Source organism: Lentzea albida, from assembly GCF_900111005.1.
GTDB classification, from domain to species: domain Bacteria; phylum Actinomycetota; class Actinomycetes; order Mycobacteriales; family Pseudonocardiaceae; genus Lentzea; species Lentzea albida.
The window spans coordinates 200652-216751 of sequence record NZ_FOFV01000008.1; the positions used below are offsets into that span (position 1 = coordinate 200652).

12 protein-coding genes are annotated in these 16100 nt (G+C 69.3%); 8 read left to right on the forward strand and 4 right to left on the reverse strand.

Annotation, left to right across the window (positions count from 1 at the left end; genetic code table 11):
- Positions 1 to 143: 143 nt before the first annotated feature.
- Genes purS through purL form a run of 3 tightly spaced genes read left to right on the forward strand, consistent with a single transcriptional unit; the run spans position 144 to position 3306 of the window.
- The gene (gene purS / locus BMY74_RS21515) at positions 144 to 383 is read left to right on the forward strand and encodes a phosphoribosylformylglycinamidine synthase subunit PurS (protein ID WP_030477798.1); all 240 of its coding nucleotides are present in this window, start codon (positions 144 to 146) and stop codon (positions 381 to 383) included.
- Positions 380 to 1051: a phosphoribosylformylglycinamidine synthase subunit PurQ gene (gene purQ, locus BMY74_RS21520; RefSeq protein WP_177229854.1), complete on the forward strand. Its 672-nt coding sequence runs from the start codon at positions 380 to 382 to the stop codon at positions 1049 to 1051. Before purS ends, purQ begins: the two co-directional genes overlap by 4 nt.
- Complete coding sequence (gene purL, locus BMY74_RS21525; RefSeq protein WP_089918712.1) at positions 1048 to 3306, forward strand: phosphoribosylformylglycinamidine synthase subunit PurL; 2259 nt, start codon at positions 1048 to 1050, stop codon at positions 3304 to 3306. The genes purQ and purL overlap by 4 nt, the downstream gene beginning before the upstream one ends.
- Positions 3307 to 3344: 38 nt before the next feature.
- Here the strand turns inward: purL and BMY74_RS21530 are convergent, their stop codons facing one another.
- Complete coding sequence (locus BMY74_RS21530; protein ID WP_089918715.1) at positions 3345 to 4133, reverse strand: lysozyme; 789 nt, start codon at positions 4131 to 4133, stop codon at positions 3345 to 3347.
- A gap of 42 nt (positions 4134 to 4175) precedes the next feature.
- Positions 4176 to 5015 (reverse strand): aldo/keto reductase, encoded by an 840-nt coding sequence (locus BMY74_RS21535; protein WP_089918717.1) that lies wholly within the window; start codon positions 5013 to 5015, stop codon positions 4176 to 4178.
- A 75-nt stretch (positions 5016 to 5090) separates the two neighbouring features.
- Between BMY74_RS21535 and BMY74_RS46670 the strand changes: the two genes are divergently transcribed.
- Entirely contained in the window at positions 5091 to 5987 is an 897-nt protein-coding gene (locus BMY74_RS46670) for a LysR family transcriptional regulator (RefSeq protein ID WP_177229855.1), read from the forward strand.
- A gap of 895 nt (positions 5988 to 6882) precedes the next feature.
- Here the strand turns inward: BMY74_RS46670 and BMY74_RS21545 are convergent.
- Positions 6883 to 7755 carry a pentapeptide repeat-containing protein gene (locus BMY74_RS21545; protein ID WP_089918719.1) on the reverse strand — a complete coding sequence of 291 codons (873 nt, stop codon included), beginning with the start codon at positions 7753 to 7755 and terminating at the stop codon, positions 6883 to 6885.
- Between the two features lie 71 nt (positions 7756 to 7826).
- On the opposite strand from BMY74_RS21545, the gene BMY74_RS21550 reads away from it, so the two are divergent.
- From BMY74_RS21550 to BMY74_RS21560, 3 genes are read left to right on the forward strand one after another with little or no spacing between them, the layout of a single operon-like run.
- On the forward strand, positions 7827 to 8642 hold the full coding sequence (locus tag BMY74_RS21550; protein WP_089918721.1) for an SAM-dependent methyltransferase: 816 nt from the start codon (positions 7827 to 7829) through the stop codon (positions 8640 to 8642).
- Between the two features lie 60 nt (positions 8643 to 8702).
- Positions 8703 to 10868: a putative bifunctional diguanylate cyclase/phosphodiesterase gene (locus tag BMY74_RS21555; protein WP_177229856.1), complete on the forward strand. Its 2166-nt coding sequence runs from the start codon at positions 8703 to 8705 to the stop codon at positions 10866 to 10868.
- Between the two features lie 20 nt (positions 10869 to 10888).
- A complete protein-coding gene (locus tag BMY74_RS21560; protein WP_089919110.1) occupies positions 10889 to 12691 on the forward strand; it encodes a glycoside hydrolase family 15 protein in 1803 nt (600 codons plus the stop codon).
- Here the strand turns inward: BMY74_RS21560 and BMY74_RS21565 are convergent.
- Positions 12688 to 15327, reverse strand: coding sequence for a glycoside hydrolase family 2 protein (locus BMY74_RS21565; protein WP_089918724.1), 2640 nt, complete (start codon positions 15325 to 15327; stop codon positions 12688 to 12690). The genes BMY74_RS21560 and BMY74_RS21565 overlap by 4 nt on opposite strands.
- Before the next feature lie 150 nt (positions 15328 to 15477).
- Here BMY74_RS21565 and BMY74_RS21570 point away from each other — a divergent pair, with 150 nt between their 5' ends.
- The gene (locus tag BMY74_RS21570) at positions 15478 to 16077 is read left to right on the forward strand and encodes a DUF3558 domain-containing protein (protein WP_089918725.1); all 600 of its coding nucleotides are present in this window, start codon (positions 15478 to 15480) and stop codon (positions 16075 to 16077) included.
- Positions 16078 to 16100: the final 23 nt, after the last annotated feature.

Consider the following 16100-nt stretch of genomic DNA (forward strand, 5'->3'; position numbering starts at 1 on the left):
CCGCCAGAGCGAGGCAAGCTCGTTCACCCGATGGTGGACCGCCGCCCGATGTGCCCCCGAACACGTGTCGCGGGGATGAACGCCCAGCTCAGGTAGGGTCACGAGGTACCGCCAGCCCTCCCCATTCCCAGGAGCAGTCTGTCGTGGCCCGAGTCGTCGTCGACGTCATGCCGAAGCCCGAAATCCTCGACCCCCAAGGCCAGGCGGTGGCGAACGCGCTGCCCCGTCTCGGCTTCGACGGCGTCACCGCCGTCCGCCAGGGCAAGCACTTCGAGCTGGAGGTCGCCGACGACGTCGACGACGCCACGCTCGCCAAGATCGCCGAGACCTTCCTCGCCAACCCCGTGATCGAGGACTGGACCGTGCGCAGGGTCGAGGCATGAGGGTCGGTGTCATCACCTTCCCCGGCACCCTCGACGACGTCGACGCCCAGCGTGCCGTCCGCCACGCCGACGGCGAGGCCGTGCCGTTGTGGCACGGCGACCACGACCTCAAGGGTGTCGACGCGGTCATCGTGCCCGGTGGGTTCAGCTACGGGGATTACCTGCGGTGCGGTGCCATCGCGCGGTTCGCGCCCGTCATGCAGGAAGTGGTCGAGGCCGCGAACAAGGGGATGCCCGTTCTCGGCATCTGCAACGGCTTCCAGATCCTCGCCGAGGCGCATCTGCTGCCGGGTGCGTTGACCCGCAACGAGAAGCTGCACTTCGTGTGCCGCGACCAGTGGCTCAGGGTCGAGAACAACACCACGGCGTGGACCACGCGGTACGACCGGAACGCCGAGATCCTCATCCCGCTGAAGTCCGGCGAGGGCAGCTACCAGGCCGACGAGGACACCCTCAAGGAGTTGGAGGACGAACACCGCATCGTCTTCCGGTACGTCGGGGACAACCCCAACGGCAGCCGCAACGACATCGCCGGCATCACCAACGCCAGGGGCAACGTCGTCGGGCTGATGCCGCACCCCGAGCACGCCATCGACGCGCTCACCGGCCCCACGGACGACGGACTGGGCATGTTCCTGTCCCTGCTCGACACGGTGGTGAAGGCATGATCGACACCGTCAAGAACGCGGAAAGCACTCCCGACCAGGAGCAGCCCTACCAGGAGCTGGGCCTGAAGGACGACGAGTACGCGCGCATCAAGGAGATCCTCGGCCGCAGGCCGACCGACGCCGAACTGGCGATGTACTCGGTCATGTGGAGCGAGCACTGCTCCTACAAGTCGTCGAAGGTGCACCTCAAGTACTTCGGTGAGACCACGACCGACGAGATGCGCAGCAAGATGCTCGCGGGCATCGGCGAGAACGCCGGCGTCGTCGACATCGGGGACGGGTGGGCCGTCACGTTCAAGGTCGAGAGCCACAACCACCCGTCGTACGTCGAGCCCTACCAGGGCGCCGCGACGGGCGTGGGCGGCATCGTGCGGGACATCCTCGCGATGGGTGCGCGGCCGCTCGCGGTCATGGACCCGCTGCGGTTCGGCAAGCCCGACGCCGAGGACACCAAGCGGGTGCTGCCCGGCATCGTGGCCGGTGTCGGCGGCTACGGGAACTGCCTCGGCCTGCCCAACATCGGCGGCGAGGTCGTGTTCGACGAGTCCTACCAGGGCAACCCGCTGGTCAACGCGCTGTGCGTCGGCGCGATGCGGGTGGAGGACCTCCACCTCGCGCACGCGAGCGGCACCGGCAACAAGGTCATCCTCTACGGCGCGCGCACGGGTCTCGACGGCATCGGCGGCGTCAGCGTGCTCGCCAGCGAGACGTTCGACGACACGGCGGGCAAGCGCAAGAAGCTGCCGAGCGTGCAGGTCGGCGATCCGTTCACCGAGAAGGTGCTGATCGAGTGCTCCCTGGAGCTCTTCGAGAAGGGCCTCGTCGCGGGCATCCAGGACCTCGGGGGTGCGGGCCTGTCCTGCGCGACGTCCGAGCTGGCGTCCGCGGGGGACGGCGGCATGCACGTCTACCTCGACCGGGTGCCGCTGCGGGCGGCGAACATGACCCCGGCTGAGATCCTGTCCAGCGAGTCCCAGGAACGCATGTGCGCCGTCGTGGAGCCGCACAACGTCGACGCGTTCATGGCGGTCTGCGCGAAGTGGGACGTCATCGCCACCGAGATCGGTGAGGTGGTGGAAGGCGACCGCCTGGTCATCACCTACCACGACGAGGTCGTCGTCGACGTGCCCCCGCGCACGGTCGCGCACGAGGGCCCGGTCTACGACAGGCCGATCCAGCGCCCCGCCGACCAGGACGAGCTGCGGGCGAACACCCCCGACGGCCTGCCGCGGCCGGCGAAGGACGAGCTGCTCGCCCTGGTCAAGACCATGGCGGCCAGTCCCAACCTCGCCTCGAAGAAGTGGGTCACGCAGCAGTACGACCGCTACGTCCGCGGCGGCACCGTCCTCGCGCAGCCGAGCGACGGCGGCATGATCCGCATCGACGAGGAGACGGGCCGCGGCGTCGCGCTCTCCACGGACTGCAACGGCCGCTACACCAAGCTCGACCCGTACGAGGGCGCGAAGCTGGCGCTGGCCGAGGCCTACCGCAACGTCGCCGCCACCGGCGCCACCCCGGTCGCCGTCACGAACTGCCTCAACTTCGGCTCGCCGGAGGACCCGGCGGTCATGTGGCAGTTCGAGCAGGCCGTGAAGGGCCTGGCGGACGGCTGCGCGGAGCTCGGCATCCCGGTGACCGGCGGCAACGTCAGCTTCTACAACCAGACCGGCTCCACCCCGATCCTGCCCACGCCGGTCGTCGGCGTGCTGGGCGTGATCGACGACGTGCGCCGCCGCATCCCCACCGGGATCGGGGCCGAGGCGGGCGAGACGCTGCTGCTGCTCGGGGAGACGCGCGACGAGTTCGGCGGGTCGGAGTGGGCGCACCACGTCCACGGCCACCTGGGCGGGCTGCCGCCGAAGGTCGACCTGAAGCGGGAGAAGCTGCTCGGCGAGGTCCTCGTCGCGGGCTCCCGCGACGGCATGATCTCCGCCGCGCACGACCTCTCCGAGGGCGGTCTGGCCCAGGCGCTGGTCGAGACGTGCCTGATCGGCGAGGTGGGCGCGCGGGTCTTCCCCGAGGGCGACCTGTTCACCGCGCTGTTCAGCGAGTCGGCCGGACGGGTCCTGGTCGCCGTCCCGCGCACCGAGGAGCAGCGGTTCGTCGACATGTGCACGGCGCGCAGGCTGCCGTGGCGCAAGGTCGGCGTGGTCGACCCGGAGTCGAAGGCCCTGGAGGTCCAGGGCCTGGGCGAGATCCCGCTGGACGAGCTCCGCGAGGCCTGGGAGGGCACCCTCCCGGCGCTGTTCGACTAGAGCGTGGAGGAGGCCCCGTCACCGCGACGGGGCCTCCGTCAGCTCGCGGCGATGCGTTGGAGCTGTTCCATCCTGCCGTTGAACAGGTTCTGGTCACCGGGGAACAGCCCGGCCGCCTGCCACTGCCAGATCGTGTGGAAGTCGAACCCGACCGGCAACGCCCCCAGCTTCGCGCTGTAGTGCGCGATCCACAAAGGATTGTTGTCGCCGAACTTGATCGACCCGCCGACGCACTTGTTCCACCAGCTCGTGGACGTGTAGATCATCGGGTGGCGCTTCGTGCGCGCGTAGACGGTGTCGCTGAACTCCTTGACCCACGCGGTCATGGCCGTCTGGTTCATGTTGTAGCAGGTGTCGCCGTACGGGTTGTACTCCATGTCGAGCGCGGGCGGCAGGGTCCTGCCGTCGGCCGACCAGCCGCCGCCGTTGTCCACGAAGAAGTTCGCCTGCGCCACGCCGTTCGCGCGGTCGGGCAGCGCGAAGTGGTAGGCGCCGCGGATCATGCCGATGTTGTACGAGCCGTTGTACTGCTGCGTGAACTTCGGGTTCTTGTAGTGGGTGCCCTCGGTCGCCTTCACGTAGGAGAACCGGGCTCCCTTGTCCCACGAGGACTTCCAGTCGACGTCGCCCTGGTGGCTGCTGACGTCCATGCCGGGCACCTTGCCCTCGGTGGGCGGTGACTCCGCGCGGAGGTCGCCCGAGCCCTCGTGTTTGAGGATCTGGGAACCCGCCGTGTGGTCCGCGGAGCCCTCGGGCAAGGGCGCCGCGGACGCGGGTGCCGGCGACATGCCGGCGACGATCGCCACGATGCTGATCAAGGTCCGCATGGAGTAGATCGTGCGACCATTTGTCGCAATTTTCTACCGGCGTCACCCGTCCAGGCGGGCGAGCTCCTCGGCGGTCAACTCCAGGTGGGTGGCCGAGGCCGAATCCTGGATGCTCGCCGGTCGGGAAGCACCCGGAATGGGGACTACCACTTCCGACTTCGCCAGCATCCACGCCAGGCAGACCTGGTGGGCGCTCACCCCGTGGGCGTCGCCGACCTCCTTGAACGGACCGCTCAGCGCGCCCGCCTTGCCGATGCCGCCGAACGGGCTCCACGGCAGGAACGCGATGCCGAGCTTCGCGCACAGCTCCAGCTCGGGTTCGCTCGACCGGAACAGCGGCGAGAACTGGTTCTGCACCGCCGCGAGCCGCCCGCCGAGGATGTCGTTGGCCTGCACGATCTCGTCCGGGTTGAAGTTCGAGACGCCGGCGTAGCGGATCTTGCCGTTGTCCAGCAGCTCCTTGAGGGCGCCCACGGACTCCGCGATCGGCGTCTTCGGGTCCGGCCGGTGGAACTGGTAGAGGAAGATCTGGTCCACGCCGAGCCGCCGCAGCGACCCGTCGACGGCCTTGCGCAGGTACTCGGGCCGTCCGTCGAGCTCCCAGCCGCCGCCCGCGACGCGCGTGTGGCCGCCCTTGGTCGCCACGAACACCTCTTCGGAACGGCCGCGCAGCCCCTCCGCGATCAGCTCCTCGTTGTGGCCGAAGTCGCTGTCGTCGAGCGAGTAGGCGTCGGCGGTGTCGATGAACGTCACGCCCGCGTCCAGGGCGGCGTGGATGGTCTCGATCGCCTGCGCGCGGTCCGGCCTCCCCTGCACGGAGATGGGCATGCCGCCCAGGCCGATGGCGCTGACTTCCGTGTCTCCGATACGACGCTTCTGCATGTGTTCCACCTTGGACCCTTCCGATTAAGCTGTCCAACGCAAGGATGTGATCTCATTCAGCAGCTTGGGTGATGAATGGTGGAACTCAGACAGCTCGAGTACTTCGTGGCCGCGGCCGAGGAGTGCCACTTCACCAGGGCCGCCAAACGCCTGCACGTCGCCCAGTCGGGTCTGTCCGCGTCGATCAGGGCGCTGGAGGCCGAGCTCGGCGCGCCGCTCTTCCTGCGGACCACCCGCCAGGTCGAGCTGACCCAGGCCGGACGGGCGCTGCTGCCCGAGGCGCGCCGGGCGTTGAACAGCGTCGCCTCGGCCAAGGACGCCGTCGCCGCCGTGCAGGGGCTGGTGCGCGGCACGTTGTCCGTCGGCAGCCTGCAGTGCCTGCACGTGGTCCACCTGCCCGCCGTGCTGGCGCGGTTCCACGAGCTGCACCCCGGCGTGGAGATCCGGATGCGCCAGGCGGGCAACGCCGAACTGGTCGAGGACGTGCGCGCGGGCCGGCTCGACCTCGCGTTCGTCACGCGGCAGCACCGGATCGCCGACGACCTGCGGGTGTCCACTTTGGCCAGTGAACCGCTGGTGCTCGCGTGCGCGCCGGGCAGCCCCTTCGCGGCAAGGGAGTCGGTCGCGCTGCAGGAGCTGGCCGGTCAGCCGTTCGTCGACTTCAACGCCGACTGGGGCACGCGCGACGAGGTCGACCGCACGCTGGCGGCCGCCGGGGTCGAGCGGCACGTCGCCGTCGAGGTCAACGACGTGCACTCACTTCTCGACTTCGTCGGGTTCGGGCTCGGGGTCGCGTTAGTCCCGCAGTCCTTCACCCTGAAGACCGACCGCGCGCACTTCGTCGGCCTTCGCGGGGAGGTGCCGGTCGCCGAGACCGCCGTGGTCACCGGGAACACCGTCAGCGCCACCGCGGGCGTTCTGCTCGACCTGGTCCTGGCGGCCAAGTCCGGCCGCCTCGGTGCTGCCGGTTAGCCGCCACCCGGTCGCGGGCGCGCGGAACTCCGTCTTCTCCAGCACCTCCATCTCGCCGTCCTGCTCGGCGGGCGGCTGCGGGGACGGGTGGAAGAACCTGCCCACCCTGGCGAACCCCATCTTCGGGTTGCCCAGGTTGACCACTCGGGCGAACGTCGTCTCCTGGAACGAGATCCCGCCTTCGAAGTTGCCGTTCTCGAGCTGCAGCCTGCCGTGGAACGCACCGCCGGAGAAGAGCGTGACGCTCTGCACGTGGACGTTGCGCAGGTTCGTGATGCCGTAGAACTGCGCGCGCCGGGCGACGAACCGGTTGACGTGCCTGCCGTCCAGCGAGAAGTACTCCAGGACCGCCCCGGTCAGGTCGAGGTCGAGGTGGTCGTGCTCCTTGTCGCCCCACGACAGCGTGTCCTTGATCAGCCGCTGCGCGGTCAGCCGGACCTGGTGCTCCAGCCTGATCTCCTGGTCGACCTCCAGGAAGACCTGGTCGGGGTCCTCCGGCTTGACCTCGTGCGCGGGGTGGCTGAACGGACGGCGCAGGTACGCGCACAGCACGTCGATCACCGTCTGCCGGTAGCGCGGGGTGGACTTGGCGAGCCACGCCAACGCGTGCATCGCGCCCACCCGCACCTGGTCGGCCTCGTTGCCCAGCAGCTCGACGGAGCGGGCGAACCGCTCGTCGGCGACCTTCTCGCTCTCCAGGCTGTGCCGGGCCTCCTCGACGCGACGCCGCTTGTCGTTGAGCCACAACGCGTACAGCGCGATCACCGCACCGCCCGCGACCCCCGCCGTCTTGACGATCTCGACCGGCGGCGCCTTCACCAGGTACAGCGCCACGCCGGTGACCACCGTCGTCAGGACGGCGGCGAGCACCGCGACCAGCCAGGGTGCCTTCACGTCAGTTCCTCCACGCTTCGGGAAGATCGGCTTCCACGGCGAACGTACAGCCGTCCGCCTTCACGTCGGCCCACTCGGAGTTCGCGAACTTGGTCTCGCCGCCGAACTTCGTCTCCGTGAACACGGCGAGACCGCTCGCCTTGACCCTGCTGAACCACGCCTTGCGGCGGAAGTCGTTGTGGTGCATGTACAACCGGCCGGTCACCTCGGCGTCGGTGAGGTAGACGTCGCCGTGGACCACCATGTGGTGGAACGCGTTGGACTCGTTCAGGTGCGCGACCCGCATGATCAGGTCGCCGACCTGCCGGTACGACAGGTCCATGTACTCGAGGTGGGCCTTGGTGAGGTTGAGGTCGTAGCGGACCGGGTCCTTCTCCTCCAGGCGCGGCAGCAGGTCCTCGATCAGCCGCTGCGAGGTGAGGCGGACCTCCAGCTCGATCTCGCCGGCGTCCTCGTCGTCCGGCTTGCGCTTGAACGGCCGCCGCAGGTAGGCGCAGAGGATGTCGAGCACGGTCTGGGTGTACTCGACCCTGGACTTGGCGAGGCCGGCCAGCGCGTGCATCGCGCCCACCCGCACCTGGGCGGTCTCGTGGCCCAGCAGTTCCACGGCGCGCGCGAACCGTTCGTCGGCCACCCTGGAGCGGTCGTGGTCGATGCGCTGGCTCTCGAGCTCCTGGCGGGCCTCCTCGACCTTGCGGCGCCGGTCGTTCAGCCACAACGCGTACAGCGCGACGATCGCGCCGCCCGCGAGACCGCCCGTCTTGATCGCCTCGTGCTTCGGCGCGCCGGGGTCGACGAGCAGCAGCGCGCCGCCGACCAGCAGAAACGCGCCGATCGACGCGAGAATGGTCGACAGCAGCAAACTTTTCCTCACGAGGTCGGCATTCTGCCAACCACCGGGTGCATGATGGGGTGGAACGGGTCCGAACGCGGTGGGGAGAGCGAGTGGAGCGGCCGAACTGGGCGCCGGGGGACATTGACCTGGAACGGCCGAGCGTCGCGCGCGTGTACGACTACTGGCTCGGCGGTGCCCACAACTTCGCCGCGGACAGGGCGGCGGCGGAGAAGACGCTCGAGGCGATGCCGGAGATCCGCACCGTGGTCCTCAACCACCGCGCCTTCCTGCGCCGCGCCGTCCGCTACCTGCTCGACCAGGGCGTCCGGCAGTTCCTCGACCTCGGCTCCGGCATCCCTACCGTGGGCAACGTGCACGAGATCGCGCAGGCCGCGGACCCCGGGGCGCGGGTCGTCTACGTGGACCTCGACCCGGTCGCCGTCGCGCACAGCCGTTCGCTTCTGGACACCAACACGCAGGTCAGCGTGCTGCAGGCGGACGTCCGCGACGCGCTGGGCGTGCTGTCGTCCCCCGAGGTGACCAAGCAGCTCGACTTCGACGAGCCCGTCGGCGTGCTGATGATCGCGCTGCTGCACTTCGTCTCGGACGAGGAGGACCCGTGGGGCATCATCGGCCGCTACCGCGACCGCCTCGCGCCCGGCAGCTACCTCGCGATCTCCCAGGCGGGCTACGACGAGGACGACGTGGAGTCGTCCGCCTCGGTGCAGGCGCGCCGGATCTACGACCGGCAGGTCACGCGGTCGACGTTTCGCAACAGGACCGAGATCGGCCGCCTGTTCGACGGCTTCACGCTGGTCGAGCCGGGTGTCGTCCGGCTGCCGGCCTGGCACCCGGAGTCACCGGCCGACGTCGAGGAGGCGGGGAAGCGCTTCCCGGGCTTCGCCGCGGTAGGCCGGAAGGAGTAGAGGTGACTCCGGACCGCTACCGGCCGTATGCTGCGCGTTCGTGGGCTTAAGGCCGAGCAGATGACCGAACGGGTTGACCAGCGAGTGCGTGAGGACCGCTCTCCTTTGGACCCGGCCGTTTTGGCCGGTGCCGAGGTGTTCGCGCGCAGCTGGGCCACTGCCGTCATCGGGTCGAGCTACGTGCCGATGACCAGGGCCGAGGTCGCGCAGCACCTGCAGGACCTCACCGAGCTGCTGGTCGCCGCGCTGTTCGCGAAACCGTTCCGCACCGCGCCCGGCCACGAGATCGGCTCGAGGCTGGTCGACGCGCACTTCACCGGCACCGACACGCTGGGCCGCACCGTCCAGCTGCTCGGCGACGACCTGCTGGCCGACCTGGGCTTCCCGGGCGACGAACGGCTGACCTCCCGCCTCGCGGCCCTGCAGGGCGCGCTGGCCGCCGGGTACGCCCGTGCGCTGCGCGAACGCACGCTGGCCGAGCAGGAGGCGATCAGGGCGGCCGTGCTGGACGCCCGCGACCAGGCCGAGTCGATGCTGCGTGCGTCCGAAGCCCGGTTCCGCGCCATGTTCACCGAGGCCGCGATCGGCATCGGCATCGCCGACATCGACGGCCGGATCCTCGACGTCAACCAGGCGTTGCAGGACATGCTCGGGTTCAGCGTCGACGAGATGCGCCAGTACAACGTCCGCGACCTCATGCACCCCGAGGACGCGGGCAGCGTCTGGCGGCTCTACGACCAGCTCATCGCGGGCGAGTGCGACCACTACCGCGCCGAGAAGCGCTTCCACCGGGCCGACGGCGAGCAGGTGTGGACGCACCTGACGTTGTCGCTGGTCCGCGACGACCACGGCGAGCCGCAGTACCAGGTCGCGATGATCGAGGACGTCACCGACCGGCACCTGCTGCAGAACCGCCTGCGCTACCAGGCGCTGCACGACCCGCTGACCGGGCTGCCGAACCGGGCGCTGTTCCTCGAACGCCTCGGCCGCGTCTTCAACAACCGCGCCAAGCACGTTCGGGCCGGCCTCTGCTACCTCGACCTGGACGGCTTCAAGGTCATCAACGACTCGCTCGGCCACGACACGGGCGACCAGCTGCTGGTCGAGGTCGGTCGCCGGCTCGACCAGTCGGTGTCCGGCGAGGGCAAGCTCGTCGCGCGCATGGGCGGCGACGAGTTCGTGATCCTCGTCGAGGGCTCGTCCGGCGAGCAGGACATCGTCGAGGTCGCCGACCGGGTGCTGACCGCGCTGGAGGCGCCGATCCGGATAGCGGGCCACGAGCTGTCCGTGTCGGCGTCGATCGGCATCGTCGAACGGCAGCTGTCCGGCACGACGTCCGCCGACCTGATGCGCGACGCGGACATCACGCTGTACTGGGCGAAGGCGGACGGCAAGGCGCGCTGGGCGTTGTACGACCCGGAGCGCAACGCCCGCGAGGTCGCCCGGTTCACGCTCTCCGCGACGATGCCGCGCGCGTTGGAACGCGGCGAGTTCTACGTCGAGTACCAGCCGCTGGTGCGCCTGGAGGACTCCACCGTCACGGGTGTCGAGGCCTTGGTCCGCTGGCAGCACCCGGAGTTCGGGCGGCTCGCGCCGGACAGGTTCATCGAACTGGCCGAGGAGACCGGCCTGATCGTCCCCTTGGGACGGTGGGTGCTGCGCAAGGCCTGCGAGGAGGCCCGGCGCTGGCTCGAGGAGTTCGGCGACTCGGCGCCGTTCGTGTCGGTGAACCTCGCCGTGCGGCAGTCCCGCGACCCCGAGCTGGTCCGCGACGTCAAGCAGATCCTCGACGAGTGCTCGCTGCCGCCGCACCACCTGCAGCTGGAGCTCACCGAGTCGGCGATCATGGGCACCGCCGACGAGCCGCTGGAGGCGCTGCGGGCGTTGTGCGACATGGGTGTCCGCATCGCGATCGACGACTTCGGCACGGGTTACTCGAACCTCGCGTACCTCAAGCACCTGCCCGTGCACGAGCTGAAGATCGCCGGCTCGTTCATGGAGGGGCTGCGCGCCGAGAACGAGGAAGACCCGGTCGACTCGCAGATCGTCGCGACGCTGGTGCAGCTCGCGCACGCCCTGTCGTTGGGCGTCACGGCCGAGGGCGTGGAGACCCCCGCGCAGGCCGCGCGGCTGCTGCGCCTCGGGTGTGACACGGGCCAGGGCTGGTTCTTCGCGCGGCCGGGACCGCCGGAGAACATCGACAGCCTGTTGCGTGGTGATCTCTAGACCGGGGCACCCCGGTGGGCATGAAGCCACTGGCGCTCGTCGTGCTCCTGCTGGTCATGTCGGCCCCCATCGCCCGCGCTGATGCTCCGGACGTCGTGCCCCTCCCCGCCGACAAGCAGGCGTTCGGCACGGCCAGGTCCGCCGCCAGCCCGGTGTGGTTCACCCTCGGCCACCAGGGGCTTTCCGGGATCTTCCACCCCGACCTCAGCACTCCCGCGACCCGCGAGACCCGGTTGCTCGTCGACGGCGAGCCCGGCGAGGCCCGCACCGAACCCGCCGACGACCGATCGCTGACGTTCCGGCAGCACGTGCGCGGTGACGGCTGGCAGGCCGAGATCACCTACGTCACCGATCCGCAGCGCGCGGCCGTGCTCGCCGAGGTGGACTTCAAGGCGCAGCGGCCCGTGCGGTTGTCGATCGAGCACGTGCCGATGAAGGGCTCGAGCGAGCTCGTCAGCTCGTTGCCCACGGAACCGGTGCGCCGCGCGCACGGCACGTTCGCGGTCGGCTTCGGCGACGGCGTCGCCCAGGCGGCGCTGAACCGCGGCTTTCCTGCTGTGGCCAGGGAGTACGCGCAGGGCTGGCACACGTACCTGGACGGGCTGCGTCGGCCGAAGTCCGCGGACCGGCGCCTCTACGACATGTCCGTCATGGTGCTGGCCGCGACGGAGGACAAGACCCATCCCGGTGCGTCGATCGCTTCGCCGAGCTTCCCGTGGGCGTTCGGTTTCGACCGCGAACTGGCGCCGGAGCTCGGCCCGTACGCGCTGGTGTGGCCGCGCGACCTGTACCACGTCTCCACGGCCATGATCGCCGCCGGAGACGTCGGTTTCGCCCAGCGGGCGCTGGACTTCATGCTGACCGAACAACAACAGCCCGACGGTCACCTGCCGCAGAACACGCGGGTCGACGGCACGCCGGTGTGGCTCAAGGTCCAGCTCGACCAGGTCGCGGCGCCGTTGCTGCTCGCCTGGCACCTGGGCCGCCAGGACAAGTCCACTGTGGACTCACTCCGCCGCTCCGCCGACTACCTGCTGGCGTACCCGAACGCACCGTTCAGCGAGCAGGAGCGCTGGGAGAACCAGGACGGCTACTCGCCCGCCACGATCGCCTCGGCCGTCGCCGGGCTCGTGTGCTTCGCGGACCTGTTGCAGCGCAACGGGCAGAACGCCGACAGGTACCTCGCGGCCGCCGACTCGTGGCAGCGGCAGGTGGAGGGCTGGACCGCGACGAGGACCGGCCCGTACGAACCCAAGCCGTACTACCTGCGCCTCACCAAGGACGGACAGCCCGACGCCGCCACCAAGTACAACCTGGGCGACAACAACCCGACCGACATCGACCAGCGCGCGGTGGTGGACCCGAGCTTCCTCGAACTGGTCAGGCTCGGCGTGAAGCGCGCCGACGACCCGGTCGTCCGCAACACCGTGCGGGTCGTGGACCAGCAGCTGAAGGAGCAGGGCTACTGGCACCGGTTCACGCAGGACGGCTACGGCGAGACCGCCGACGGCAGGCCGTGGGGCATCAACTGGCCGACGCCGACTCGCACGTACGGCAGGCTCTGGCCGTTGCTGACCGGCGAACGCGGTGAGTACGAGCTGCTGGCGGGTGACAGGGCGAGCGCTGCCAAGCGGCTCAGGGAGATCGCCGCGACCGCGAACAGCGGGCTCATGCTGCCCGAGCAGGTGTGGAACGGCCGCGGCACCGGCGCGGCCACGCCGCTCGCCTGGACGCACGCGCAGTACGTGCGGCTGGCGTGGTCGCTCGACGCGGGCCGTCCCGTGGAACGACCCGACGTCGTCGCGAACCGTTACGGCTCCTAGCGCTTGCTCACGTTGTGCCCGGAGAGTTGCACGACCGGAGCCGCCCCGCCCAGGTCGGACGTGCGGTACTCGGCCCTGATCGTCTGCGACTCACCGGGGAACAGCGTGATGTAGTTGTCGCTCCAGTCGACGGGCAGCACCTCGGCGCCGCCCTGGCCCTTGCGCAGCGACGCCCGCAGGAAGAACGCCACGGACGTGCCGGTGTTCTTCACCGTCACGCTCGTGGACTGCCGACCGTCCGCACCCGGCGTCGTCGTGGAGGTCACCGACACCTGGCCGGCCTTCAGCGAGCTCAACGACTTCAGGTCCGTGTACTGGGCCTGCGGCGTGTACCACCAGTCGCCGGCGTTGTAGTTCAGCGTGTCCGCCTTGGTGGACAGCCAGTAGACGTTGCGGTCGACCTCCTTGCCGCTCGCGTCCTTCAGCAGCAGCCGCACGAAGTACGCCGTCGACAGCCCGGACGGTTGCGGCAGGTTCCCGACCCGCACGGACCCGTTGGCCTTGGCCGGAACGGAACGCGTCTCATTCGCCTTCTGCGTGCCGTCGGAGTTGAAGACCGTGACCTGCAGCTGGAGGCCTTGTCGCGCTTCCAGGCCCATGTTCACGACGGCGAGCGACTTGTCGTCGTAGGAGTACTGCGCGTGCAACGCCTTGTTCGCCGTCTTGGCGCCGAAGTACGACCCCGCCGTGGCGAGGTTGTAGTTGTAGAGGTGCCAGAAGAGCTTGGGCCACGGGTCGTTCTGCATCCAGTAGATGACGCCCTGCGCCTGGTTCGCGCCGGTGTCGGAGAAGTCGCGGCCGAACGCCTCGAACTGCGCGCGGTTCGTCTCGTACTGCTGAAGCTGCGCCTTCTTCACGAAGTCCTCGACGTTCGACGGCTTGCCGTAGCGGTTGTCGAGCGCCGTGCCCCAGAAGCCGATCTTGCTGAAGTTCCCCGACGGCGACAGGTGGTACTGCTGCGCGTTGTAGTCCGTGAGCTTGTTGATCTCGGTCTGGCCGAGGAACTTCTTCAGCTCGTCCATCTCCGGGATGGCGAGGCCGGGGCCGATCTCCGACGCGAAGCCCGCCGACCCGCCCTTCTGGTTGTTGTACCAATAGACCGGCGGCTCCCACCAGTACGGGCCGTCCATCTTCATGCCGGAGTCACCGAGCTGCGGGGAGCTGCGGCGGGCGGCCGCGGTGATGATCGGCGTCTGCCAGTCGGCGCGCTTCAGGGCGTCCAGGTAGATCTTCTCGACGTCCGCCACCGGCGCCTCGTCCGAGCCGATCAGGAACGTGAACACGCTGGGGTGGTTGCGGATCCGCTTGGCCTCGCCCTCGGCGGACGCGCCCGCGACGCGCTTGTCCTCCTCGGTGAACCCGCCGGTGTTCTGCCACTTCGAGCAACACTCCCAGCCGGTCATGAGCAGGACGCCCGCGCGGTCGGCGAGGTCGTAGATCTCGTCGTTCTCCGGCTTGCCCTCCAACCGGATCGTGTTGAGCCCCATGGACTTCGTCAACCGGATCTCGTCGGCGATCTTCCGCGCGTCCGTGCGCAGGAACAGGTCCGACGCCCAGCCGCCGCCGCGGATCAGAATCGGCTTGCCGTTGACCTGGTACTGGACGTTGCCGCTGATCATCTTCGAGGTGACCTCGCGGATGCCGAACGTCGTCTTCTGCTCGTCCGACTTCACACCGCTCACGGTCGCGGCCGCCGTCGCGTCGTACAGCGGCTGCGCGCCCATCTGGAAAGGCCACCAGATCTGCGGGTTGGTGACGTCGAGCGCGAACGTGATGGTCCTGGTCTCGTTCGCCGCGAGGTTCACGACCTGGCTGTAGTTCTGGCCCGCGGCGCTGCCGGCGACGGTGGTGGTGACCGGGCTGCCGGTGTTGTTGCGCGCGTCGACCTTCACGGTCACCTTGGCGCTGCTCAGGTCCGGCAGCGGCAGGTCGCTCAGCACGTGCAGGTCGCGCACCGACACGGGCCCGCTCGCCGTCAGGTCGACGTCGCGGAACAGGCCCTGGTTGCGGTCGGGCGGTAGCTGGGCCCAGTCGATGAAGTGGATCACCAGGTCCTTGGCGGGGTCGGACGGCGACGCCTTGATCGCGAGCGCGTTGTCCCCCTTGCGCAGCAGGCCGGTGACGTTGAACTCGAACGTCGGGTAGGCGCCGATCACGGTGTCCGTGCCGGCGACCTTGGTGCCGTTCAGCCACACCTCACCGCGTGCGATCACGCCGCCGTTGAGCTTGAGGAACGTGTTCACGCCCGGCTGCGGGTCGGCCTGGAAGACCTTGCGGTACCACCACGGCACCTTGAAGTCGTTCGCGTTGGCGCGCTTCAGGTTCTCCGAGTAGTTGACGTCGCCGTACTTGCCGTTGGCGATCAACCCGGCCATCACGGTGGACCGGGCGGGGACCGTCAGCCAGCCCACGTCCGAGTAGGCGGGCCCGGAGATCACGTTGCCGGCCTGCGTGGCCGAGGCGCTGCTCTGCATGCGCCAGTCGGGAACGGTGGAGGTCTGTCCCGGGACGGCGGCCGCCTCCAGCGCCGCTCCCGTGCCGGGCACGGGGCCCGCGTTGGCGGAGGCGCCTGGCACCAGCAGGGCCAGACCCACCGCCGCCACGACCAGTGTCGGCAGTGGTCGGTTGCGCAGCATGTCGCTCCTCGACGCATCGGGGCGGCGGCGCTTCGGGGTATCGTAAAGAAGGTTTCCTTTATATTCCGCCAGCGGCAATGGGCTTTACGGGTGATGCGGGACACGCCATTGGCCACACCCCGTGCTCGGTGATCCGATAACTTGGCCGTCATGCGTCGACTTGCCGTCCCGTTCCTGCTGGCAGCGGTCCTGACCGGGTGTTCTTCGACAGAGCCCGGCAAGCCCTCCGCGGGGGACCAGACGGGCTCCGCGCCCACGACCGGTTCTTCGGCCGGGAACGCCCCGGTGAACAGGCCGAAGGCCGTCGACATGAAGTCCGTGGACGTGTGCGGGCTGATCACGGCGGACGCGAAGACGACGCTCAAGATCCAGTCGGCGACCGAGCGGGAGTCCCCCGCGGACTACGGCGAGGGCACCAAGTCGTGCGGCCTGCTGTTCCAGCAGCCCCGCACCTACGGCGGCAGCCTCTACACGCTCACCAACGGTGGTGTGGATCGCCTCAAGAGGACGGTGGGCAAGACCACCGAACTCACCGAGACCACCGCTTCGGGTTATCCCGCCTACCTGGCCAAGAACATCACCGAGGGGTCGCAGCCGGACTCCTGCGACCTCTACATCGACGCCAACGACGGGCAGTTGTTGCTGGTCAAGATGGGCCCGCTCATCGGGGTGGAGGCTCCGCTCGACGGTGCCTGCGAGCTCAGCAAGAGCATCGGTGCCGCCGTCGGCACCGCTCTCGCGACCGCCTGACGGTTGAGTAGAACTACTCCGCT

Excerpts from the sequence above, each read along its gene's own strand:
- BMY74_RS21530 (WP_089918715.1), bottom strand. The coding sequence starts at position 4,133 with ATGCGGACCTTGATCAGCATCGTGGCGATCGTCGCCGGCATGTCGCCG.
- BMY74_RS21535 (WP_089918717.1), bottom strand. The coding sequence starts at position 5,015 with ATGCAGAAGCGTCGTATCGGAGACACGGAAGTCAGCGCCATCGGCCTG.
- BMY74_RS21555 (WP_177229856.1), top strand. The coding sequence starts at position 8,703 with ATGACCGAACGGGTTGACCAGCGAGTGCGTGAGGACCGCTCTCCTTTG.
- BMY74_RS21570 (WP_089918725.1), top strand. The coding sequence starts at position 15,478 with ATGCGTCGACTTGCCGTCCCGTTCCTGCTGGCAGCGGTCCTGACCGGG.
- purL (WP_089918712.1), top strand. The coding sequence starts at position 1,048 with ATGATCGACACCGTCAAGAACGCGGAAAGCACTCCCGACCAGGAGCAG.
- BMY74_RS21560 (WP_089919110.1), top strand. The coding sequence starts at position 10,889 with ATGAAGCCACTGGCGCTCGTCGTGCTCCTGCTGGTCATGTCGGCCCCC.
- BMY74_RS21565 (WP_089918724.1), bottom strand. The coding sequence starts at position 15,327 with ATGCTGCGCAACCGACCACTGCCGACACTGGTCGTGGCGGCGGTGGGT.
- BMY74_RS46670 (WP_177229855.1), top strand. The coding sequence starts at position 5,091 with ATGGTGGAACTCAGACAGCTCGAGTACTTCGTGGCCGCGGCCGAGGAG.
- purQ (WP_177229854.1), top strand. The coding sequence starts at position 380 with ATGAGGGTCGGTGTCATCACCTTCCCCGGCACCCTCGACGACGTCGAC.